Here is a 22,175-nt window from a genome sequence, read left to right as displayed (position 1 = left end):
GATGCCTCCAATACAGGGTTTGTGGTTGGCAAAAAACAAGAAGTCAATTTTCAGAGAAATACTTTCGGGTTGACAGTGCCAAAACTAGTCCGTATAATCCAACCTTGTATTAAGGAGGCGTTTTTTCATGTCAAATAATTCCATGAAAAACTTGTTCTTAGGATCATTGAGGAGTAAGCAAACAGTGATAAGAATTATCTCACTTGTCCTGTTTGTGTCTGTAATCTCTTTCGTGCTTTATCAAGGTACGAAAAAATCCGTTAAGCTTGAAGCAAATGGAGAAACAATCGAAGTATCAACACATGCCAAAACTGTAGAACAATTATTACAAAATCAAAATATAGATATAGCAGAGCATGACAAAATTTCACCCTCTCTGAACACCAAAATTGTTAATGGATTAGCAATTACATGGGAACAGGCAAAAGAAGTAACTATTTCAGTTGATGGAAATCAGTCAAAAGTTTGGACAACTGAAACACTTGTGAAGGACATTTTGAAGGAAGCAAATATTAAAGTATCTGAACATGACTCTTTAGCGCAAGGTCTAGATACTGAACTAGGAGCAGAAAACAAAATCGATATTCAAAAAGCGTTTCAAGTAGCGCTTGTCGATGGCGTAAATAAAAGACAAGTATGGTCCACTTCGACTACGGTCGCTAACTTTTTAAAACAACAAGGAATTCAGCTAAATGAATTCGATCGTGTCGAAAATAACCTGGAGAACGTTATTACTCCGGAGAGTAAAATCACAGTAGTTCGCGTAGAAAAGGTTATCGATGTAGTGGAAGACTCTTTAGATTTCGCAGTTGAAAAGAAGCAGGATGCTTCATTGCAAAAGGGGAAACAAAAAGTAGTAGCAACGGGCGAGAAGGGTTCGATTTCTCGTACGTATGAGGTTGTCAAAGAAAACGGTAAGGTTGTGGCAAAAAACCTACAATCTGAGAAAGTATTAAAAGAGCCGAAGAAACAAGTGGTTGCTGTAGGCACAAAAACAATTGTTGCAAGTGCAGCAACTGTGTCACGTGGTTCAGCAGAGCCTACTAACGGAAAAGAATTTTATGTAACGGCAACAGCATATACACCATATTGCAACGGTTGTACTGGTACATCAGCAACTGGTATAAACCTACGTTCAAATTCTGGCTTGAAGGTGATCGCAGTTGACCCTTCTGTTATTAAGTTAGGATCAAAGGTTTGGGTAGAAGGCTATGGAACTGCTATAGCTGGGGATACTGGTGGGTCAATTAAGGGTAATAAGATTGACATACTTGTACAAACAGATGCCCAAGCACGTAACTGGGGACGTAAGAAAGTGCGCGTTAAAGTATTAAATTAAAAAAATTGTAAAATTAATCAAAATGTTTTTCACAAATGGAGCTTTCCTGTTTTGACTGGCGGGAAGGCTTCTTTATTATTTTTTTAGCAAATGATGTTGTAGGTATGTAGAGAGTAAGTTGAATAAGATAAGCTCATCTGAACCTTGTATTCCTGTACAAATCGTATAGAGCAGTTGTAAAATGGTCAGAAGATAAGGTAGATAGAAAAGAGGAGCCTTTTTGCAAATTAAAGAAATTATTGTTGTTGAAGGAAAAGATGATACGACAGCTATTAAACGTGCTGTACAAGCAGATACTATAGAAACGAATGGATCTGCAATTTCTGAAGAAACGTTAAAGCGAATTCAGCACGCCCAAGAAAAACGTGGAGTTATTGTATTTACTGATCCAGACTATCCAGGACGTCGAATACGCGCCATTATCGAGGAGCGTGTAAAAGGGGTGAAGCATGCCTTTTTACCAAAAGCGAAAACGATTGCTAAAAACGGTAAAGGGTTAGGGATTGAGCATGCTGCTGATGAGGATATACGTGAGGCATTACAACATGTTTATACCCCTATACATGAGGTGCTAAACGAAGAGGTAATTACACTGGAAGATTTAATGACTGCTCGTTTAATTGGACATCCACAATCAAAGCAACGTCGTGATAGACTAGGGGAAATTTTAAATATAGGTGCTACAAATGGTAAACAACTTCATAAAAGATTGAAAATGTTTCAGATTACAGAGGAGCAATTTGGTGCGGCTATCGCACAGTTAGATCAGGAGGAAAATGATGCATAAGGATATTGCTACACCAATTCGAACACAAGAAATATTAAAAAAGTATGGTTTTTCATTTAAAAAAAGTTTAGGTCAAAACTTCTTAATTGACCCGAACATTTTAAGAAATATAGTGAGTCACGCCAATTTAACTGAGAATAGTGGCGCAATTGAAGTTGGTCCTGGGATTGGGGCATTAACTGAGCATTTGGCGAGAAGCGCTAAAAAGGTAGTTTCCTTTGAAATTGACCAACGTTTATTACCTGTACTAGAAGATACGCTTAGCCCATATAATAATGTGTCTATTATTCACTCTGACATACTTAAGGCAGATGTGGAGAAAGTAATTGCAGATGAGATGCCAGGTATTGATGATATTATGGTTGTAGCAAATTTACCGTATTATGTAACGACCCCAATTTTACTGAAATTACTCAATGACCGATTACCGATCCGTGGTTTTGTTGTGATGATGCAGAAAGAGGTAGCAGACCGTATAACAGCTAAGCCAGGGACGAAAGAATATGGTTCTTTATCAATTGCAATACAATATTACGTGAAAGCAGATATTGCGATGACAGTGCCAAAAACCGTTTTCATGCCGCAACCTAACGTCGACTCTGCAGTAATTCGCCTTATTAAGCATGAGGAACCACCAGTAAAAGTAATAGATGAAGATTTTTTATTTGTTGTAACGCGTGCTTCATTCGTACAGCGAAGAAAAACAATCTATAATAACCTGCAATCTGGTTTACCTAATGGAAAGGCACAAAAGGATCAAATTTTACAGGCATTAGAGTTAGCAAATATTGAGCCAACTCGTCGTGGAGAAACACTTTCAATTCAAGAGTTTGGGAAATTAGCTGATGCACTACATCCTGTATTTGCAAAGTAAAAATTTTTGTTAACAATTTTTCGGATATGTAAAAAAATATATATTTTTTTATAAAAAATAAGTTGACAAGATTTATAAGAGGCTGATAAAATATTATATTTTGTTGACATTTTTGGGCCATTAGCTTATACTTGTTATTAGTGAGGTGTAAGCGAAAATGCCAAAAACTTTAGCGGACATTAAAAAGTCGTTGGATTGTCATTTGGGTAAACGTTTGCAATTAAAAGCAAACGGTGGTCGCAAGAAAACGGTTGAGTGTGCAGGGATACTACGTGAGACATATCGCGCCATCTTTGTAGTAGAGCTCGATCAAGAAGACAATACGTGCAAGCGCGTATCGTATAGCTACACAGATATTTTAACTGAAGCAGTAGAGATTACATTTTTAGACGAAGCAAAGGCTGCTGTCGCAAAATAGTTTCTAGTACTTATTTCTATATTTTAGAAACACTCATGTATATGTAAAAATACATGAGTGTTTTGCGTTTTCACGGGCATACTAAATTCGTCAGTTGTTAAAGGAGGAGTTTATATGCCTAGAAAAGGTATCATGTCACCTCGTTTAAAAGAAGAGATCGCAAAAGAACTTGGATTTTATGATGTTGTGCAAAAGGAAGGCTGGGGCGGCATAAAAGCTCGTGATGCTGGTAATATGGTCAAACGCGCCATAGAAATGGCAGAACGGGCAAGTAGTGAGCAAGAGCGTAAGTAGACTGTTTTTGCTAAAATAGTCATCTTATAAAGTTTCATTCAGCAGGGATGAAAATCCTTACTGACACAACAAATACAACTGACGAGAGAGAGCCGTTACTCCGAATAGGGTAAACGGTTCTTTTTTTCCATTTTCGTATTCTCAATATGGTAAAATAAAATGAATAATCTTGCGCGAAAAAAAGAACTGTTTATACGTGTAGCTATAAGGAGGAAGAAATATGCTTTATGTAAAGGCGCCTGCAAAAATCAATTTAACATTAGATGTACTTTATAAAAGACCGGATAATTTTCACGAAGTGGAGATGGTTATGACAACAGTCGATTTAGCTGATCGTATCAGTCTTGAATCTCGAAAAGATGGTGTTATTCAAATAATTTCAACAGATAATTTTGTACCAAATGACCATCGTAATTTTGCTTATCAGGCAGCGCGTCTCATTAAAGATACATATGGCATTAGACAAGGTGTATCCATTACGATTGAAAAGGAAATCCCTATAGCAGCAGGACTCGCAGGAGGTAGTAGTGATGCAGCTGCAACATTAAAAGGGCTAAATGAACTGTGGGATTTAGGTTTATCAATAGATGAATTAGCGGAACTTGGTGCTAAAATTGGTTCGGATGTTTCGTTTTGTGTTTACGGAGGCACGGCACTCGCTACAGGACGAGGCGAAAAAATAAAGGAATTACCAGCTCCACCTAATTGTTGGGTTGTACTAGCTAAGCCTAAAATTGGTGTGTCGACAGCAGAAGTTTATGGGGGTCTTAAGGTTGAAGGACTGCAACACCCCAATACACAGCAGATGATACAAGCTATAGAGACAAAAGATTATGAGCTATTATGTTCTTCATTAGGAAATGTTTTGGAAACTGTAACATTTAAGCTACACCCAGAAGTTGTGATGTTAAAGGAACAAATGAAGCGCTTTGGGGCAGATGCCACGCTAATGAGTGGAAGCGGTCCAACTGTATTTGGGCTAGTGGATAGTGAAGCTCGTGTAAGTCGCATTTATAATGGTTTACGTGGTTTTTGTGAGGAAGTTTATGCAGTACGAATTTTGGGTGAGCGAAATACGCTTGCTTAGAAACGCAAATTTGTGTTAATTTTACCTATAAATATTCGTGTTTAGGAGAGGGTCGCATGAAATGGAAGCGTAGTGAACGACTAGTTGATATGACGTACTACTTACTAGAACATCCACATCAGCTGATCCCGCTAACTTATTTTTCAGAACTATATCAATCTGCTAAGTCATCCATTAGTGAAGATTTAACGATTGTAAAAGAAACATTCGAAGAAAAAGGAATCGGGTTATTGATGACAGTGCCGGGTGCTGCAGGAGGAGTAAAGTATATTCCGAAAATGTCCGAGGCTGAAGTACGTTTAGTGATTCAAGATTTAAAAGCAGAGCTAGAACATTCAGATCGATTGTTACCAGGTGGTTACTTATTTATGACGGACTTGCTTGGAAACCCAGATTTAATTAATCGTGTAGGAAAGGTCTTTGCTTCGGCCTTTGCAGATCAACAAATCGATGTCATAATGACAGTAGCAACTAAAGGGATATCCATCGCTCATGCCATTGCAAGACATTTAAATGTACCAGTGGTTGTTGTGAGAAGAGATAGTAAAGTAACAGAAGGTTCTACAGTAAGCATTAACTATGTATCTGGTTCTTCCAGAAGAATTCAGACAATGGTATTATCAAAAAGAAGCATGAAGAGTGGACAACGTGTATTAATTACTGACGACTTTATGAAGGTCGGCGGTACTATGAATGGCATGAAAAATCTCTTAGAAGAGTTTGACTGTCAGCTAGCAGGCATTGCAGTGCTTGTGGAGGCTGAGCATGCGGACGAAACATTAGTAGATGATTATTATTCACTTGTAAAGCTTCATGAAGTTAATGAAAAAGATCGAACAATTGCATTAAGTGAAGGTAACTATTTTTCTAAAAGGGGACATGACAAATGAAAGTAGTAGCAACAACAAATGCACCAGCAGCAATCGGACCATATTCACAAGGTATTATTGTTAACGGTATGTTTTATAGCTCTGGTCAAATTCCATTAACAGCTACAGGTGATTTAGTGGAAGGCGATATAACTGTACAAACAAATCAAGTATTTGCTAATTTAAAAGCTGTTTTAGCGGAAGCTGGAACTTCTTTAGATAATGTTGTGAAAACAACGGTCTTTATGAAAGATATGAATGACTTTGTAGCGATGAATGAAGTTTATGCAAATCATTTCGGTGATCATAAACCAGCTCGTTCAGCTGTAGAGGTAGCCCGTCTTCCGAAAGATGTAAAAGTAGAAATCGAAGTAATCGCAATCGTAAAATAAATAAAACTTATTAAGCTCACTAAAGAGAATCTTTATTCTTTTTAGTGGGTTTTTTTACGCCGACAAACAATTGTCAAAAATTACGTATATAAGAAAAAATATTATTCTAATAAGTATTCAAATTTTTTAGAAAATTTGATAGACTATGAAAAGGAAAATATTCGGTAATTGAGAATATAATATTTTCATTTAGGCATCCAAGAAGAGAGGTGGTGAGAAAATGGAAGTTACTGATGTGAGATTACGTCGGGTACAGACGGATGGTCGCATGCGTGCGATTGCTTCCATTACACTTGATAATGAGTTTGTTGTTCACGATATTCGTGTCATTGATGGAAATACTGGTTTATTTGTAGCTATGCCTAGTAAACGAACACCAGATGGGGAATTTAGAGATATTGCTCATCCAATTAATTCTGATACTCGAAATAAAATTCAGGAGATCATTTTAAACGAGTATCATAACTCTAGTGAAATAGAGGAAGCTGGTAAAGAAGAAGAATTAGAGGGAATCGGTGTGTAATAAATAGTAAATAACTTACTTTTTAAGGATATGTTACAAACTTACGGTAAAAAAGATAGGAAGAACTCTTCTAGTTGGAAGGGTTCTTTTTATTTTGATAAAAAGATAATATGAGCAATTTCAGGATATACTTCATGACATTCGAGCATAAGGTGCATTGGATTTAGGAATTCATGTTTTTGTCAACTCTACATGCCTTGAAAATAGATGAATTTTGCTATATAGTCATAAGAGAAAATGAGCGTATTGGAGGACTTACAGATGAGCAATATTTTTGCTGTCATTTTGGCTGCAGGTCAAGGTACACGTATGAAGTCCAAATTATATAAAGTGCTCCATCCAGTATGTGGGAAACCAATGGTACAACATGTGGTGGATCATATTCAGACGTTAGATGTGAATCGCATTGTAACGGTTGTCGGACATGGTGCTGAAAAAGTGCAACAACAGCTTGGTGATAAAAGTGAGTATGTGCTGCAGGCTGAACAACTAGGTACAGCGCACGCTGTGCAACAAGCAGAGGCCATTTTAGGTAATGAAGAAGGTACAACATTAGTTGTATGTGGAGATACACCACTAATTCGTCCTGAAACGATGCAAGCTCTATTCGAACATCATCAAGCAAAGAATGCTAAAGCAACTATTTTAACTGCAATTGCTGAAAATCCAACTGGCTATGGCCGTATATTACGTGGCAGTAACGGACAGGTGGAGCAAATTGTTGAACAAAAGGATGCTTCAGCAGAGCAGCAATTAGTAAAAGAAATAAACACAGGCACATATTGCTTTGATAACAAATTATTATTTGAAACATTGAAGCTTGTGAAAAATGATAATGCTCAAGGTGAATACTATTTACCAGATGTCATTGAAATTTTACAAAAGCAAGGTGACATTGTTGAAGCATATGTCACTGATGATTTTGAAGAAACACTAGGTGTTAACGATCGCGTGGCTTTATCACAAGCCGAGACATTAATGCGTACAAGAATCAACGAGAAGCATATGCGGAATGGTGTAACAATTATCCATCCTGAAACAACGCATATTAGTGCAGATGCAGTTATTGGGCGTGATACGGTGATTCAACCTGGCTCAATGATTGAAGGTGCTACTGTGATCGGTGAAGATTGCATTATCGGGCCAAACACTCAAATCATAGATAGCCGCGTTGGTGATCGTACAACTATACATTCTTCAGTTGTCCGTGAAAGCGCTATTGCAGAGGATACTGCTATTGGGCCATTTGCTCATATTCGACCACTTTCAGACATCGGTAGTCATGTCAAAATTGGTAACTTTGTAGAAGTGAAGAAAAGCAAGCTAGATAACGGCTCGAAAGTTTCACATTTAAGTTATATTGGCGATGCTGAGATCGGTAGTAACGTCAATATTGGTTGTGGTTCCATTACAGTAAACTATGATGGAAAAAACAAGTTCAAAACAATTATTGAAGATGATGTATTTGTAGGATGTAATACTAACTTAGTAGCGCCAGTGAAAGTTGGAAAAGGTTCATTTATTGCAGCAGGTTCTACAATTACAAAAGAAGTTCCTGAAGATGCACTTGCCATAGCTCGTGCAAGACAAGAAAACAAACCGAATTATGTAAGCAAATTAAATTCAAAATAATTATCAACTAAACAGGAGGCCATCATGCCGTATCATTATGCAAACTCACAATTAAAAATATTTTCACTTAACTCTAATAATCCATTAGCTCAAGAAATTGCGCAGGAAATGGGCGTAGAATTAGGTAAATCTTCTGTTAAGCACTTCAGTGATGGAGAGATTCAAATTAGCATTGAAGAAAGTATTCGAGGTTGTGATGTGTTTATCGTGCAGTCTACTTCTGCACCTGTAAACGAACATTTAATGGAGCTTTTAATTATGGTAGATGCAGTTAAACGTGCATCTGCTCGTACAGTAAACGTTGTAATGCCTTATTATGGTTATGCACGCCAAGATCGTAAAGCAAAAGCGCGCGAGCCAATTACAGCTAAATTAGTGGCAAACCTACTTGAAACTGCTGGTGCAACACGTGTTATCGTATTAGATTTACACGCACCTCAAATCCAAGGGTTCTTCGATATCCTAATCGACCACTTAATGGCAGTACCATTACTATCTGATTACTTCAAATCTAAAGGTATTCCAGGAGATGAGATCGTTATTGTTTCACCAGATCATGGTGGGGTAACACGTGCTCGTAAAATGGCTGAACGATTAAAAGCACCGATTGCAATTATTGACAAACGTCGTCCGAAACCAAACGTTGCGGAAGTGATGAACATTGTTGGTAATGTTGATGGTAAAGTGGCAATCTTGATTGATGATATTATTGATACAGCAGGTACAATTACAATTGGGGCAGATGCGTTACGTGCTGCTGGTGCAAAAGAAGTTTACGCTTGCTGTTCACACCCTGTATTATCTGGTCCAGCAATTGAACGTATTGAAAAATCTGCTATTAAAGAATTAGTGGTGACAAATACAATTCAGCTTTCAGACGAGAAAAAATCTCCAAAAATTACAGAGCTTTCTGTAGCTAAATTAATGGCGGATGCTATCTCTCGCGTTTATGAAAATAAATCTGTAAGTACTCTATTTGATTAATAAATATTGTAAGTCTAAGACCAATCTACTCTTTGAGTAGATTGGTCTTTTCTATATAAATTGGACACTATTTCATCAAGACGAAGAAATAGATGAGTGTTTTATGTGTGAGCCTTCTCACAAAGGGGTATAATAATAATGTGTCTTAATAATATTTACTCTACCTTAAACAAATAGAGCTAAGTATTATCATAGCCTACAACGAATTATTGTTGAGGCGTAAATAATTTTCTTGGAAGGGGAATAAAGAAGTATGAGTACAGTATTAAGTGTTACAAAGCGCGAAACTGGGCATCGTTCAACATTAACCCAACTTAGAAAAGGGGGAGCCATTCCTGCAGTTATTTACGGCTACAAAGTAGATTCAACCCCAATTTCTATTGCTGCAAAAGATTTTAAAAAGTCCATTCAAAAAAATGGGCAAAATAGTGTGTTTTCGCTAGAGTTAGAGGGGAAAAAGGTGAATGCTGTTGTGTCAGAGATACAGCAATGTTCATTGAAAGATGAAGTAAATCATATTGACTTTTTAGCCATTAATATGGCGGAAGAGCTAGAAGCTGATGTCCCGATTAAATTACTTGGACAGTCAGTTGGTGTGAGTGAGGGCGGTATTTTAATGCAGCCTAACTTAGAATTAAAAGTTAAAGTAAAGCCAACAGAGTTACCCGAATCAATTGATGTGGACATTTCATCGTTGAAAATTGGGGAATCCCTAACAGTAGCAGATATTCGCGATGCTACATCTGTTGAAATTATTAGTGAAGATGATTATATGTTAGTAACCATTGTGGCGCCTGTTTCTGTAGAGGAAGAGACTACAGAAAATGAAGAAGGGCAAGATTCAGTATAAAAATAAATACGCTTAAGGCTAATAAGAAGGCTATAGCTTTCTTGTTAGCCTTATTTTTTATGCCTTTTAACAATTGTACAAAATGCTTTCTAGGCATGCTATATGGTAAAATAATGACTATTAGATTTGAAAGAAGAGAGGTACTTATGAAAATTATCGTTGGTTTAGGAAACCCAGGTAAACCTTATGAGCATACAAGACATAATATTGGCTTTGATGTTATTGATGCGTTAGCAGAAAAATGGGGAACACCTTTAACAAATTCAAAATTTAACGGGATGTACACAACTGTACATCGACCAGAAGGAAAGGTTCTACTTGTTAAACCATTAACATATATGAATTTATCAGGGGAATGTGTTGGTCCTCTAATGGACTATTTTGACATAGAGGTAGAAGATTTAATTGTCATTTATGATGACTTGGATTTAGAGACAGGTAAATTACGTCTGCGACAAAAAGGGAGTGCAGGTGGTCATAACGGCATTAAATCATTAATTCAACATTTAGGCACTCAGGAATTTAATCGTATTCGAGTGGGCATTAATCGCCCGCCAGCGGGCATGAAGGTAGCAGACTATGTCTTAGCTAAATTTTCGAAGGAAGACCAAGTTCTTATGCAAGACGCCATTGTAAATTCTGTAAACGCTGTTGAAGCATCTCTTTCAAAGCCGTTTCTTGATGTGATGAATCACTTTAACGCAAGCAAATAGATGGAAGTAATAAAATTTCTGTTAAAGTTTTTGGATAATTGGCATGGTGTAAGGTGAGTAATGAGCTGCCTTACACTATTATTACAGCTAATACTTGTAGTGAATAGTCTTAGCTACAGGTAAAAATTAATTCTCTAATTTTTAAGTTATTGCAATGAGGATGACAGTGAAAAGTGCATAATCCTTTTTATAAATGTCTATACTTTAAGTAGAAAGATGCTTAAAGGAGGATGATTTGGAGATGTCAGTTCGCTATCGATGTCGGCATTGTGAAGTAGAAATAGGGACACTACCATTTGATGCAGATGATACAATTCGAAAGTTGCATATTTTCGAATTGGGAGAAGCGGATGATTATGTTGAGAAAGATCAACATGGTCAAACGACTGTGCACTGCATTTGTGAGCAATGTGAGGATTCGCTGAGACAATATCCAGATTATCACGCACTCAATAAATGGATTCAATAATTGGAAGGATGCTTTGACACACTTATGTGTGTTCAAGGCTTTTTCCATTTCATAAAACAGCCATTAATAGAGATATGTAAAATAACACTAGAATAATAGAAATAAAAATATAGAATTTATGCTGAAAGGAGCTTTTGACTGTGGAGGTTTTACGACAGCTTGTGTCGCAAGATAAACATATTACATCATTTTTAAAGGAAATTCAGAGCGGTCAAACTGCATCACAGCTTATTACAGGTTTAACAGGAAGCGCACGCCCCGTAATGGTCGATGTGTTATTTGAATATGTAAAGAAGCCAATCTATATTATCTCTCCTAATCTATTGCAGGCACAAAAAATGGTTGATGAGCTTGCTGGATTGTTAGGTGAAGAACATGTTCATTATTACCCAGCAGATGAATTTATTGCAGCCGATCTTTCTGTAGCTTCACCAGAACTTCGCGCGGAGCGGATTGCGACGCTTGATTGCTTAGCTAGAGGTGAGAAAGCCATATATGTAATACCTGTGGCTGGTTTACGTAAAATAATGCAGCCTAAGGAACACTGGCTACATTATTTTTTACAAACAGCCGTAGGCGAAGATATTGAAATTGAGATGTGGTTACAAACATTAGTAGAGATGGGTTATGTACGGAATTCAATGGTGACATCACCTGGAGAGTTTGCGTTGCGTGGGGGGATTTTAGATATTTATCCACCTTATTTGGAATCACCTATTCGTATTGAATTATTTGACACAGAGGTTGATTCCATACGAACATTTTCAGCAGATGACCAACGTTCTATTGATAAATTACAAAAAATTCGTATTCTTCCTGCTTCAGAGGTCATTCTTACTAAATCAGAAAGACAGGCATTAGCAGGCCGTTTAGAAGTGGCATTAGCAGCCAGTCTAAAGAAGGTAAAAAAGCAGGAGACAAAGGAACTTCTGTATCAGCATATTCAATATGATATTGAATTGCTACAGCAAGGAAATTTACCTGATTATGTAAACAAATATGGCTCATTATTATACGATAAAACAGCCTTTTTGGGAGATTACTTTGAACATGATGGTATTGTACTTTTTGACGAGCTTGGACGTATTCAAGAGGTAATGGATGCATGGGAACGTGAAGAAGATGAATGGTTTTTATCTTTAATCGAAGAGGGAAAAATGGTTCATGATGTCAAACCCGCCTTCTCATTAAAAGAAATATTGGCGATGTTGTCACAACAAAAGCTTTCATTTTCATTATTTTCGCGAACATTTGCAGGGATTACGTTTAATAAAACAACTAACTTTTCTTGCAAACCAATGCAGCAATTTCATGGACAAATGTCCTTGCTTCAAAGTGAGGTTGAACGCTGGTTACTTGGCAAATTTACAGTTCTAATCATAGCAAGGGATAAAGAACGAGTAAAAAGGGTTCAGCAAATGCTTGAAGAGTACGATATTCATACGGCGATAGGTGAGCCGACAGAACCTGGTATTTATATTGTAGATGGTGGTTTGTCGAGTGGCTTTGAATTGCCTCTACAGCGTTTAGCAATTGTAACAGAAGACGAGCTCTTTAAACAGCAGGCAAAGAAAAAAGCACGTACACAAAAAATGACTAATGCTGAACGTATTAAAAGTTATACGGAAATTAAGCCAGGTGATTATGTTGTGCATGTTCATCATGGGATTGGTAAATACATCGGTGTAGAGACATTAGAGGTTAATGGTACACATAAGGATTACCTGCACATACGATATCGTGCAGACGATAAATTATATGTCCCTGTAGAGCAAATAGACTTAATCCAAAAATATGTGGCGTCAGAGGATCGTGAACCAAAGCTACATAAATTAGGTGGAGCAGAGTGGAAAAAGGCTAAAGCGAAGGTATCCTCTGCTGTACAGGATATTGCAGATGATTTAATAAAGCTGTATGCAAAGCGTGAAGCAGAGAAAGGTCATGCTTTTACACCTGATAACGACGACCAACGTAATTTTGAAGCGATGTTCCCTTATGAGGAAACAGAGGATCAGCTACGTTCAATTGTTGAAGTAAAACGAGATATGGAACGTGAACGCCCTATGGATCGTTTAGTCTGTGGCGATGTAGGCTATGGTAAAACAGAGGTAGCCATTCGTGCCGCATTTAAGGCTATTCAAGATGGAAAGCAAGTGGCATTCCTTGTCCCTACTACTATCTTGGCTCAGCAACACTATGAGACAATTCGTGAGCGCTTTCAGGATTTCGCCATTAATGTTGGATTGTTATCTCGCTTCCGTTCGAAAAAAGAGCAAACAGCCACATTAAAGGGCTTAAAAGAAGGCCGAGTCGATATAGTTATTGGAACACACCGTATTTTATCTAAAGATTTAATTTTCCAAGACCTTGGTCTGCTAATTGTGGATGAAGAGCAACGCTTTGGTGTGACGCATAAGGAAAAAATTAAGCAGTTAAAGACAAATGTCGATGTCTTAACTTTAACAGCTACACCTATCCCAAGGACACTTCATATGTCCATGGTAGGGGTCCGAGATTTATCTGTTATTGAAACGCCTCCTGCTAATCGCTTCCCAGTTCAAACATATGTGATGGAGCACAGCGGGGCATTAGTACGAGAAGCTATTGAGAGGGAAATGGCACGTGGCGGACAAGTATTTTATTTATATAATCGGGTTGAGGATATGGCTCGAAGGGTTGAGGAGATTCAAGTACTCGTCCCTGAAGCACGTATAGGCTTTGCTCATGGAAAAATGACTGAGTCAGAGCTAGAATCAGTGATTTTAGCCTTTTTAGAGGGTGATTATGATGTGCTTGTCACGACAACAATTATCGAGACAGGTGTCGATATACCGAATGTAAATACGTTAATTGTCCATGATGCTGATCGTATGGGCTTAGCCCAGCTCTACCAATTACGCGGTCGCGTTGGACGTTCTAACAGAGTAGCCTATGCGTATTTTATGTACCAACGCGACAAAGTTCTGACAGATGTAGCAGAGCAACGTTTACAAGCAATTAAAGAATTTACAGAGCTTGGCTCAGGCTTTAAAATTGCGATGCGAGATTTATCTATTCGAGGTGCAGGAAACTTACTTGGAGCGCAGCAACATGGCTTTATTGATTCAGTTGGCTTTGATTTATATTCACAAATGCTTCAGGATGCCATCGCGGAACGTCAAACAGGCGTGAAAAAAGAAGAAAAGCCAGATATAGAAATTTTGCTGAGTATTGATGCTTATATTCCAGACGCTTACATTCCAGATGGTTATCAAAAGATCCAAATGTATAAAAGAATTAAAGCCATGGATCAGGTGGAGGAGTATGACGAAATCATGGAGGAATTAGAGGATCGATTTGGCGATCTTCCAATTGAAACAGAGCGTTTACTTCGAATAGCACGAATGAAAGTTTGGGGCTTAGGTGCGGGAGTAGTATCTGTAAAGGAGAAGCAAAAACTTATTACAATACTATTGTCAGAACAAGGGACGGCAAGTGTCGATGGCAGTAAGATTATTGAAGAATCGATGAAATTCGAGCGTGCTGTTGGTTTTGGTATGGATGGCATGCAGTTAAAATTAACAATAGATGAACGCAAGAGTGGGAAATATCAACCCTTTGATATGTTGGAAGAGCTAATGCAAATTATTGATAAAGCAAAAAAGCAGCAATAGTAGTTAAAAGGCTAATCTTATCTTTTACCATAAAAGATAAGATTAGCCTTTTTCATGTTGCTTCAGTAATCATCATCTCTAACATATTTGCTCACAGGAATAATTGATTTTTTCCAATATTTTTTATGAATTAATTATAGAAACTTATACCTTGGGTAATCTAATAAAGAGTTGATTGATGTAATACCGTTTTTTGAAAAAAATTGATTGATGGTTGTGAAATCCTTTTTCTTCAGTTTTTGCATAGATTGCTCAAATAAAAACCATACTATCATTGAATTAAAATTTCATTGTAGCGAAAGCGAGGCATTAGAATGAAGGCAACAGGAATTGTTCGTCGTATTGATGATTTAGGGCGTGTAGTTATTCCAAAAGAAATTCGTAGGACGCTACGTATTCGTGAAGGCGACCCGCTTGAAATTTATACGGACCGTGAAGGCGAAGTCATTTTAAAGAAATATTCTCCCATCAATGATTTGGGGGAATTTGCAAGAGAATATGTTGAAACACTTTATGAAACGATGGGCACACCAGCATTTGTCACTGACCGTGATGAAGTAATCGCTGTTGCAGGGATAGGGAAAAAGGAATATATAAATCGTCGCATTACGTCCTTTGCGGAAAGCTTTATGGACGAACGCTCCACAAAAATAGAAAAAATGGAGACAACGATTGAAATTGTCCCTGGACAATATGAGCAAGTAAAATCATATTGTGCGACACCTATTATGGTGAATGGTGACCCAATAGGCTGTATTATCGTCTTGTCTAAAGTACACTTTGTTGGTGAGGTAGAAGTCAAAGTAGTGGAAACAGCTGCAAACTTCTTAGCAAAACAAATGAATAGTTAATGCATGGAAAAGTTATTGCGATGACCTTTAAGGCTGAACAATAACTTTTTTGCGTACATAAGGATGAATCATTATAGGAACAGTAGTGCCACCTTGCACGTCAAACTTTTGAGATATGCTATACTATTGGCATTGTTAAGAAGGAAAGAGGGCAATTTATGTCGCAACGTTTTGGTATGAAAAGCTACATGAAGGGTGCCGCCTTATTGACGATAGCAGCCCTTATTGTAAAAGTTCTTAGTGCCATTTACCGTGTGCCTTTTCAAAATCTAGTAGGTGATGAAGGCTTTTATATCTATCAGCAGGTATATCCAGTTATTTCAATCTTCGTTGTTTGGACATCTAGTGGCTTTGCTATAGCCATTTCTAAAATGCTTGCAGACAATGATTGTATTGTTGATACAATAGAACGTGATGAAAGACGTCGCACTATAACACAGGTAGTTTTCAGGTATTTAACGGTATTATCACTACTGTTTTTTGCCATTTTATTTGGAGGTGCTGAAAAGATTGCCCATTTAATGGGAGATATTCAATTAGCACCACTTATTCGTACAGGCTCCTTAGTAGTATTGGTTATGCCGGCGCTGGCTATTTTAAAAGGTAGCTTTCAATCTAGAGCAATTATGGAGCCTATTGCTTATGCCCAAGTACTTGAACAAGCAGTGAGAGTAACTGTCATATTAGCAGGTACCTTTCTTATTATGACAACGACTAAATCTCTTTATGGTGCAGGAAAAATAGCTGTTATCGGTACAGTAATTGGAGAAATTACAGCCTTGCTATTACTTGCTTATATCTCATATAAACGATTTGGTCTACAGCAAGTTAAACAACATCTACAACGTAATCCAAGTTTACCTATCATTAAAGAGGTCACTTGGCTCAGCTTGAGTGTCAGTATGAGTGGTCTACTACTACTTGGCTATCAATTGGTCGATTCATTTACAATCTATTCTTCATTAATTGATAATGGCATGACTCCTACAATTGCAAAGGAAACGAAGGGTATTTATGATCGAGGACAACCGTTAGTTCAACTAGGTGTTGTCATTGCATCCTCATTGTCGTTGGCCATTGTGCCACTTGTCGCCCATTTGTCGAAAAAACAAGCGGGACGTAGTGCAGTACCATTCATACAATTAACATACAAAGCATCCGTCCTGTTCGGCTGGTCTGCTGCACTAGGCTTAATGCTAGTTATGCCTTATTTAAATGAAATGCTTTTTAAAACCAATTCCTTATCGGAAGTATTGATTGTCTATGTATTTCAAATTGTCCCTTTGTCGATTATCCTTACATTTACAGCGATCTTACAAGGCTATGGAAAATTAAAAAAACCAGCTTTATTTCTCATAATCGGTTTTCTAATAAAAATTATATTAAATGTACGTTTAATTGGTGGATTAGGTGTACTAGGAGCTGCCATCGCAAATGATATAGGATTATTATTAACAGCAACCTTGCTAATTATTTATTTAAAAACATTGACTGGCATTCAATTAGCTTCAGGCGCATTTTATAAAAAAGTAGGTATAGCCTCCTTCAGTATGACAATCGTCGTTCTTATATGGTTACAGCTAGTATCGTCCTTGTTAAACCATTTGATGTCTTCACGTATGATAGCCATGGTGGCGGGTTTGACAGCAGTATCTATTGGGGCGTTTGTTATGCTAACAATTATTGCAAAGAAAAGAGTACTAATAGAAAAAGAATGGTATTTACTGCCGTTTGGACGTAGAATGGCTGTTTACCAACTTTGGCTAAATTCAAGGAAGTAGGTGTAATATTGAATACATTAACAATTATTGGTTTAGGTGCAGGTGACTTTAATCAGCTGCAAATGGGTGTTTATAAAAAATTAAAGGCTGCTAAAAAATTATATGTACGAACAGTGGATCATCCGGTTTTAGAGGAATTAGCAGCAGAGGGTGTGGGATTTGAAAGTTTTGACGACGTTTATGAAAAACACGATACATTTCAACCTGTGTATGCAGAAATAGCTGATTCTCTTATAGAAGCTACCGCTGTTGAGGATGTTATGTATGCTGTGCCAGGGCATCCACTAGTTGCAGAGCAAACAGTGCAATTACTTATTGCAGCCGCAAATGAAGGGAAAATTGAGCTAGTCATTGAGGGTGGTCAGAGTTTCTTAGATCCCATTTTTGGTGCGTTAAAAATAGATCCAATTGAAGGCTTTCAATTACTTGATGGTACTAGCTTTTCAATGCATGACATTAACATGCGTCAGCATATCTTGATCGCTCAAGTATACGATACATTCAGTGCATCAGAAGTGAAGCTAACGTTGATGGAGAAATATGATGATGAGTATCCTGTGACAGTTGTGACAGCGGCTGGATCTTCACAGGAACAGATTGTCACAGTGCCACTCTATGAACTCGATCAAAGTGTAGAAGTAAATAATTTAACAACAGTCTATGTACCACCTGTAAAATCACAGGAGGAGTCATTAAGAGATTGGACAACATTCCGTCAAATCATTGCAACGCTGAGAGGTCCAAATGGCTGTCCTTGGGATCAAAAGCAAACACATGAGTCGTTGAAAAAATATTTACTTGAGGAAGCACATGAATACTTGGCTGCGGTCGATGCTGAGGATGATTTTGCTATGATTGAGGAACTTGGTGATGTGTTGTTACAAGTATTTTTGCATGCACAAATTGGAGAAGATCAAGGTTATTTTACACTTGAAGATGTGTTAGCTTCGATTAGTAAAAAAATGATTCGCCGCCATCCGCACGTTTTTGGGGATGTTGCAGTAGAAGATGCAGATGATGTCGTGGCTAATTGGGAGGCTATTAAAGCTGAGGAAAAAGAAACTAGCGACAAACCTTTATTAGACGAAGAATATAGAGCATCTTCGGCATTACAGACAGCCTACAATTATCAAAAAAGAGCTGCAAAAGTGGGCTTTGATTGGCCAGATGTGGAGGGAGCATGGGATAAATTTACCGAGGAATGGCAGGAATTTCGCCATGAGGTGACGAAAGGCTCTAATGCGTCCCGTCTTGATGAATTTGGCGATGTATTGTTCACATTAGTAAACTTAGCACGTTTCTATAAATTATCACCAGAAGAAGCCATGCTACATGCAAATGAGAAATTTGCAAGACGTTTCGGCTATGTTGAGCAACAGGTAAAAGCAAGTGGAAAACCATTTTCCGATTTTACATTAGAACAATTAGATGCATTTTGGAATGAAGCAAAGCAACTAGAAAAGGAGTAAGATTATGAGATTAGATAAGTTTTTAAAAGTATCCCGTTTAATAAAACGCCGTACTTTAGCCAAAGAAGTGGCCGATCAAGGACGTATTACAATCAATGAAAAGATTGCAAAAGCAAGTAGTACAGTGAAAGCTGGTGATGAGCTTGCTATCCGTTTTGGTCAAAAAATAGTAACGGCACGTGTAGAAGAAATACGTGATACTGTGAAAAAAGAAGATGCAGCAAAAATGTTTACCATTTTGAAAGAAGAACGACTTGAAAAGATTGAGCCTGAATTTATTGATGATGAGGATTAAAGCTAAATTTATTTTCTAGCCCTCCTATTGTTGTTCCGCCTTTCTTTTTGTAGGTGAAAGTATGATACAACTTAAATAAAGTTGTCATGCTTTGAAGGTTGTCCGCATAAAGTGAACAGAAGCTAGGACGACTAAAGGAGGAAAAAAATGACGCTACATCAAGAAAGTAATCGTTACACAATTCCATCTGGAGAGCATATTTTAACGATTCGTAATCGTAAAAGAATGGACATGACTTCTGTAAAATCAATTGAACGCTTTGATCAGGAAGAGTTTTTCATTAAGACGTCCCAAGGGCACTTGTTAATCCGTGGAGAGGAACTGCATATCGTTCATTTAGATGTTGACAAAGGATTATTGACACTTGAAGGAACTGTAAAAACCTTACAGTACGACGAGGAGGAAAGTGGCTTCTCGAAAGGTTTCCTTCATAAGTTATTTGGATGATTGTCAGTGAACAATTTTATCAATTAATTGTCATGGTTTTGAGCGGTATAGCAGTTGGTTTCATAATTGATAGTATAAGGCTTATTGTTTTTTCAACTCCAAAAAGGTCAAGCCTTCGAAAGTGGATGATGGTTGTTGAGTTAATAACTTGGATTCTACTTGGAGGGTTGACATACTATTTATTATTTTGGCTAAAAGATGGCGCTTGGCGGGCTTACGACCCGCTAGCGCAAATAGCCGGAATTTTTTTGTATCAATCATTTTTTCAAACCTTTTTACGTTTCGTTGCTAGAATTTTGGTGAATATAACATGGAGACCCTTTTGGTTCATTGTGCGTTTCATAATTACGGTTATTCGACAAATTTTGCAATTATTAATAAATATTGTTATGTTTGTTATAAGACCTTTTGTCAAAATTTATTCGTATTTGTCCTACACTTTTTTTAAAAAATTACGATATTTGAAGTATAATAAAAAGCAACAATAATTATCGGAGGTGCGGACATGACTAGACGTCATTCATCAAATGATGAATCCCAAAACTTCACTAAGCTTGATAATGACTATGTCCGTAACACGGATAGAGCTATAAATCGCAAACAACAGGCTCGAAAACGTAAGATGCGTCGTATTGTCTTTTTTGCGATTGTACCAGTCATTATTATTGCTCTTCTCTTAAATGTGCTGTCACATCAGAATGAAACATTAGCAGCAAAAGAGAAATCCAAAGAAGAAGCGAATCGGCATCTCACTGAATTGAAAGAAGAACAAGATACATTAAATCTTAAAATCAAACAATTGCAGGATGATGAATATATCGCAAAGCTATTAAGAAAAGAGTACTACTTATCGGAAAAAGGTGAGATTATTTTCATCATTCCAGATAAGGAAGATAAAAAAGACGACTGAAAAGCTATGTATTGTTGACACTCTTTTATTGTTATATATAATGAAAAGAGAAGCTTATTGCAGTAAAAAGTTTGATTAAATTGATTACATGGCTCAAAAGAGTCGCTTAATTTTTAAGGAGGAGCATTTTTTTTATGTCAATTGAAGTAGGCAGCAAGGTACAAGGTAAAGTAACAGGAATCACAAATTTTGGAGCATTCGTTGAGCTGCCAGATGGCAAAACAGGCTTAGTTCACATTAGTGAAGTTGCTGACAATTATGTAAAAGATATCAATGAGCATCTAAAAGTTGGAGATGAAGTTGAAGTAAAAGTGATGAATGTTGAAGCGGACGGAAAGATTGGTCTTTCAATCCGTAAAGCAAAGCCTCAAGCTGAAAGACCAGAGCGACCAGAGCGTCCAGCACGTCCACGTCGTGATAATCGTTCCAATGATCGCAACGAACGCCACCAGCCAAAAGAAAATTTTGAGCAAAAAATGGCACGCTTCTTAAAAGATAGTGATGAACGTCTAGCAACACTTAAACGTGCTACAGAATCAAAACGCGGAGGTCGCGGAGCTAGAAGAGGGTAGTTTGCTGACTGTTTTAATCGTAGAAAAAGTGTATGAAATAGAGTTGGGAGTGGCTTTTTAAAAGCTACTCCCTTTTTTAATATACCTATAAAGTAGAAGATGGTCTCTTTTTCTTTTTTGTGGGTGTTATCGTTTTTTCATCGGTAAGACCAATGGATTCTTTCTTCACAGGATGGATAACCATTTTGACAAGTAAAGCAACACCATAAACACTCACAGCTAGTCCACCAAGCAATAAGATTATTTGAACAAAAAACGGTAAGTTTATTAGAATTGAAATAAGAATAATCATTGAGCCACTTCCACAAATTAAAGCAGCTTTTGTTAATGCACTCAAGGGAATTAAACCTCCTAAAAACGTTGTTTTTACTAGTATGCCATACTTTTATATTCTGTCACATAGCTTTACTTAAGCGGACGGATAGAATTTGCAAAGAAGTAGATAGATGGATAAATTAAAAATAGGTATCTCAGAATCTAGTTCTGAGATACCTATTTGAGATGACCCGTACGGGATTCGAACCCGTGTTACCGCCGTGAAAGGGCGGTGTCTTAACCACTTGACCAACGGGCCTATATGGTGGCGGCCGAGGGGATCGAACCCCCGACCTTACGGGTATGAACCGTACGCTCTAGCCAGCTGAGCTAGGCCGCCAAATTTAGAAATGGAGCGGAAGACGAGGTTCGAACTCGCGACCCCCACCTTGGCAAGGTGGTGTTCTACCACTGAACTACTTCCGCATGTCGTTTAAGCAACAAGTTAAATAATACAAGCCAATCGTGCTAGTGTCAAGTAGGTTTGAAAAAATATTTAAAGATATTTCAGGACATTTAACTATAGAAGAATATTTTAGCGGATTTTTTGTTCTTACGTAGAAATATATCCTAGAGAATAGTTGTATCAAACCATTAATAGTACGTGAAATCCCTTCAAATTAGGCTTTAAGATGAATAGTAAATAATTAT

General features: G+C 37.4%; 24 protein-coding genes and 3 tRNA genes. 23 read left to right on the top strand and 4 right to left on the bottom strand.

The genetic code is table 11. From position 1 onward, the window contains the following. Window positions 1-127 precede the first annotated feature (127 nt). From ACHZEU_RS13270 to ACHZEU_RS13160, 23 genes are all read left to right on the top strand, one after another. A complete protein-coding gene (locus ACHZEU_RS13270) occupies window positions 128-1,339 on the top strand; it encodes a G5 and 3D domain-containing protein (RefSeq protein WP_048395441.1) in 1,212 nt (403 codons plus the stop codon). A 220-nt stretch (window positions 1,340-1,559) separates the two neighbouring features. Then, on the top strand, window positions 1,560-2,126 hold the full coding sequence (rnmV, locus tag ACHZEU_RS13265) for a ribonuclease M5 (protein ID WP_404803489.1): 567 nt from the start codon (window positions 1,560-1,562) through the stop codon (window positions 2,124-2,126). Next, a complete protein-coding gene (gene rsmA, locus ACHZEU_RS13260) occupies window positions 2,119-3,000 on the top strand; it encodes a 16S rRNA (adenine(1518)-N(6)/adenine(1519)-N(6))-dimethyltransferase RsmA (protein WP_048395444.1) in 882 nt (293 codons plus the stop codon). Before rnmV ends, rsmA begins: the two co-directional genes overlap by 8 nt. A 157-nt stretch (window positions 3,001-3,157) precedes the next feature. Continuing rightward, on the top strand, window positions 3,158-3,418 hold the full coding sequence (gene veg, locus ACHZEU_RS13255; RefSeq protein WP_004229199.1) for a biofilm formation stimulator Veg: 261 nt from the start codon (window positions 3,158-3,160) through the stop codon (window positions 3,416-3,418). 114 nt (window positions 3,419-3,532) lie between these two features. Next, window positions 3,533-3,712, top strand: a complete 180-nt coding sequence (locus tag ACHZEU_RS13250; RefSeq protein WP_004229193.1) for a small, acid-soluble spore protein, alpha/beta type — start codon at window positions 3,533-3,535, stop codon at window positions 3,710-3,712. Window positions 3,713-3,932: 220 nt separating this feature from the next. Then, the gene (ispE, locus tag ACHZEU_RS13245; protein ID WP_404803488.1) at window positions 3,933-4,799 is read left to right on the top strand and encodes a 4-(cytidine 5'-diphospho)-2-C-methyl-D-erythritol kinase; all 867 of its coding nucleotides are present in this window, start codon (window positions 3,933-3,935) and stop codon (window positions 4,797-4,799) included. 56 nt (window positions 4,800-4,855) lie between these two features. After that, entirely contained in the window at window positions 4,856-5,689 is an 834-nt protein-coding gene (gene purR, locus ACHZEU_RS13240; RefSeq protein WP_004229190.1) for a pur operon repressor, read from the top strand. Then, window positions 5,686-6,060, top strand: a complete 375-nt coding sequence (locus tag ACHZEU_RS13235) for a RidA family protein (RefSeq protein WP_004229189.1) — start codon at window positions 5,686-5,688, stop codon at window positions 6,058-6,060. The genes purR and ACHZEU_RS13235 overlap by 4 nt, the downstream gene beginning before the upstream one ends. Before the next feature lie 220 nt (window positions 6,061-6,280). After that, window positions 6,281-6,583, top strand: coding sequence for a septation regulator SpoVG (gene spoVG, locus ACHZEU_RS13230; RefSeq protein ID WP_048395448.1), 303 nt, complete (start codon window positions 6,281-6,283; stop codon window positions 6,581-6,583). A 261-nt stretch (window positions 6,584-6,844) separates the two neighbouring features. After that, window positions 6,845-8,215, top strand: coding sequence for a bifunctional UDP-N-acetylglucosamine diphosphorylase/glucosamine-1-phosphate N-acetyltransferase GlmU (glmU, locus tag ACHZEU_RS13225; protein ID WP_103117249.1), 1,371 nt, complete (start codon window positions 6,845-6,847; stop codon window positions 8,213-8,215). 24 nt (window positions 8,216-8,239) lie between these two features. Continuing rightward, entirely contained in the window at window positions 8,240-9,199 is a 960-nt protein-coding gene (locus tag ACHZEU_RS13220; RefSeq protein ID WP_404803485.1) for a ribose-phosphate diphosphokinase, read from the top strand. Window positions 9,200-9,452: 253 nt separating this feature from the next. Then, the gene (locus ACHZEU_RS13215; RefSeq protein ID WP_404803484.1) at window positions 9,453-10,049 is read left to right on the top strand and encodes a 50S ribosomal protein L25/general stress protein Ctc; all 597 of its coding nucleotides are present in this window, start codon (window positions 9,453-9,455) and stop codon (window positions 10,047-10,049) included. A 146-nt stretch (window positions 10,050-10,195) separates the two neighbouring features. Then, window positions 10,196-10,762, top strand: a complete 567-nt coding sequence (gene pth / locus ACHZEU_RS13210; protein WP_016993791.1) for an aminoacyl-tRNA hydrolase — start codon at window positions 10,196-10,198, stop codon at window positions 10,760-10,762. Window positions 10,763-11,003: 241 nt separating this feature from the next. Next, a complete protein-coding gene (locus tag ACHZEU_RS13205; protein ID WP_016993788.1) occupies window positions 11,004-11,231 on the top strand; it encodes an anti-sigma-F factor Fin in 228 nt (75 codons plus the stop codon). A gap of 140 nt (window positions 11,232-11,371) precedes the next feature. Further along, on the top strand, window positions 11,372-14,884 hold the full coding sequence (gene mfd / locus ACHZEU_RS13200; RefSeq protein WP_404803483.1) for a transcription-repair coupling factor: 3,513 nt from the start codon (window positions 11,372-11,374) through the stop codon (window positions 14,882-14,884). A gap of 314 nt (window positions 14,885-15,198) precedes the next feature. Then, window positions 15,199-15,735 (top strand): stage V sporulation protein T, encoded by a 537-nt coding sequence (gene spoVT / locus ACHZEU_RS13195; RefSeq protein ID WP_004229174.1) that lies wholly within the window; start codon window positions 15,199-15,201, stop codon window positions 15,733-15,735. A gap of 158 nt (window positions 15,736-15,893) precedes the next feature. Further along, window positions 15,894-17,516 (top strand): oligosaccharide flippase family protein, encoded by a 1,623-nt coding sequence (locus ACHZEU_RS13190; RefSeq protein WP_404803481.1) that lies wholly within the window; start codon window positions 15,894-15,896, stop codon window positions 17,514-17,516. Between the two features lie 8 nt (window positions 17,517-17,524). Beyond that, a complete protein-coding gene (gene mazG, locus ACHZEU_RS13185; RefSeq protein WP_054548592.1) occupies window positions 17,525-18,985 on the top strand; it encodes a nucleoside triphosphate pyrophosphohydrolase in 1,461 nt (486 codons plus the stop codon). Window positions 18,986-18,989: 4 nt separating this feature from the next. Then, window positions 18,990-19,280 (top strand): RNA-binding S4 domain-containing protein, encoded by a 291-nt coding sequence (locus ACHZEU_RS13180; protein WP_048395337.1) that lies wholly within the window; start codon window positions 18,990-18,992, stop codon window positions 19,278-19,280. Between the two features lie 147 nt (window positions 19,281-19,427). Next, window positions 19,428-19,727 carry a sporulation protein YabP gene (yabP, locus tag ACHZEU_RS13175; protein ID WP_004229167.1) on the top strand — a complete coding sequence of 100 codons (300 nt, stop codon included), beginning with the start codon at window positions 19,428-19,430 and terminating at the stop codon, window positions 19,725-19,727. Continuing rightward, entirely contained in the window at window positions 19,724-20,215 is a 492-nt protein-coding gene (gene yabQ, locus ACHZEU_RS13170) for a spore cortex biosynthesis protein YabQ (protein WP_048395335.1), read from the top strand. The genes yabP and yabQ overlap by 4 nt, the downstream gene beginning before the upstream one ends. A 17-nt stretch (window positions 20,216-20,232) precedes the next feature. Continuing rightward, a complete protein-coding gene (locus ACHZEU_RS13165; protein WP_048395333.1) occupies window positions 20,233-20,637 on the top strand; it encodes a septum formation initiator family protein in 405 nt (134 codons plus the stop codon). Between the two features lie 134 nt (window positions 20,638-20,771). Continuing rightward, window positions 20,772-21,209, top strand: coding sequence for a S1 domain-containing RNA-binding protein (locus ACHZEU_RS13160; RefSeq protein WP_048395331.1), 438 nt, complete (start codon window positions 20,772-20,774; stop codon window positions 21,207-21,209). Window positions 21,210-21,294: 85 nt separating this feature from the next. Here the strand turns inward: ACHZEU_RS13160 and ACHZEU_RS13155 are convergent, their stop codons facing one another. The 4 genes from ACHZEU_RS13155 to ACHZEU_RS13140 all read right to left on the bottom strand — a co-directional run bounded on the left by ACHZEU_RS13155 (window position 21,295) and on the right by ACHZEU_RS13140 (window position 21,950). Next, window positions 21,295-21,546: a hypothetical protein gene (locus tag ACHZEU_RS13155; RefSeq protein ID WP_048395329.1), complete on the bottom strand. Its 252-nt coding sequence runs from the start codon at window positions 21,544-21,546 to the stop codon at window positions 21,295-21,297. Between the two features lie 165 nt (window positions 21,547-21,711). Next, window positions 21,712-21,783 (bottom strand) — tRNA-Glu (locus tag ACHZEU_RS13150). 4 nt (window positions 21,784-21,787) lie between these two features. Continuing rightward, window positions 21,788-21,864: transfer RNA gene (locus ACHZEU_RS13145), tRNA-Met, on the bottom strand. An 11-nt stretch (window positions 21,865-21,875) separates the two neighbouring features. After that, window positions 21,876-21,950 (bottom strand) — tRNA-Gly (locus ACHZEU_RS13140). Window positions 21,951-22,175: the final 225 nt, after the last annotated feature.

It is taken from the genome of Lysinibacillus sp. S1, from assembly GCF_044986265.1.
Taxonomy (GTDB): Bacteria; Bacillota; Bacilli; order Bacillales_A; family Planococcaceae; genus Lysinibacillus; species Lysinibacillus capsici.
This window is presented reverse-complemented; position numbering and strand designations above follow the sequence as displayed.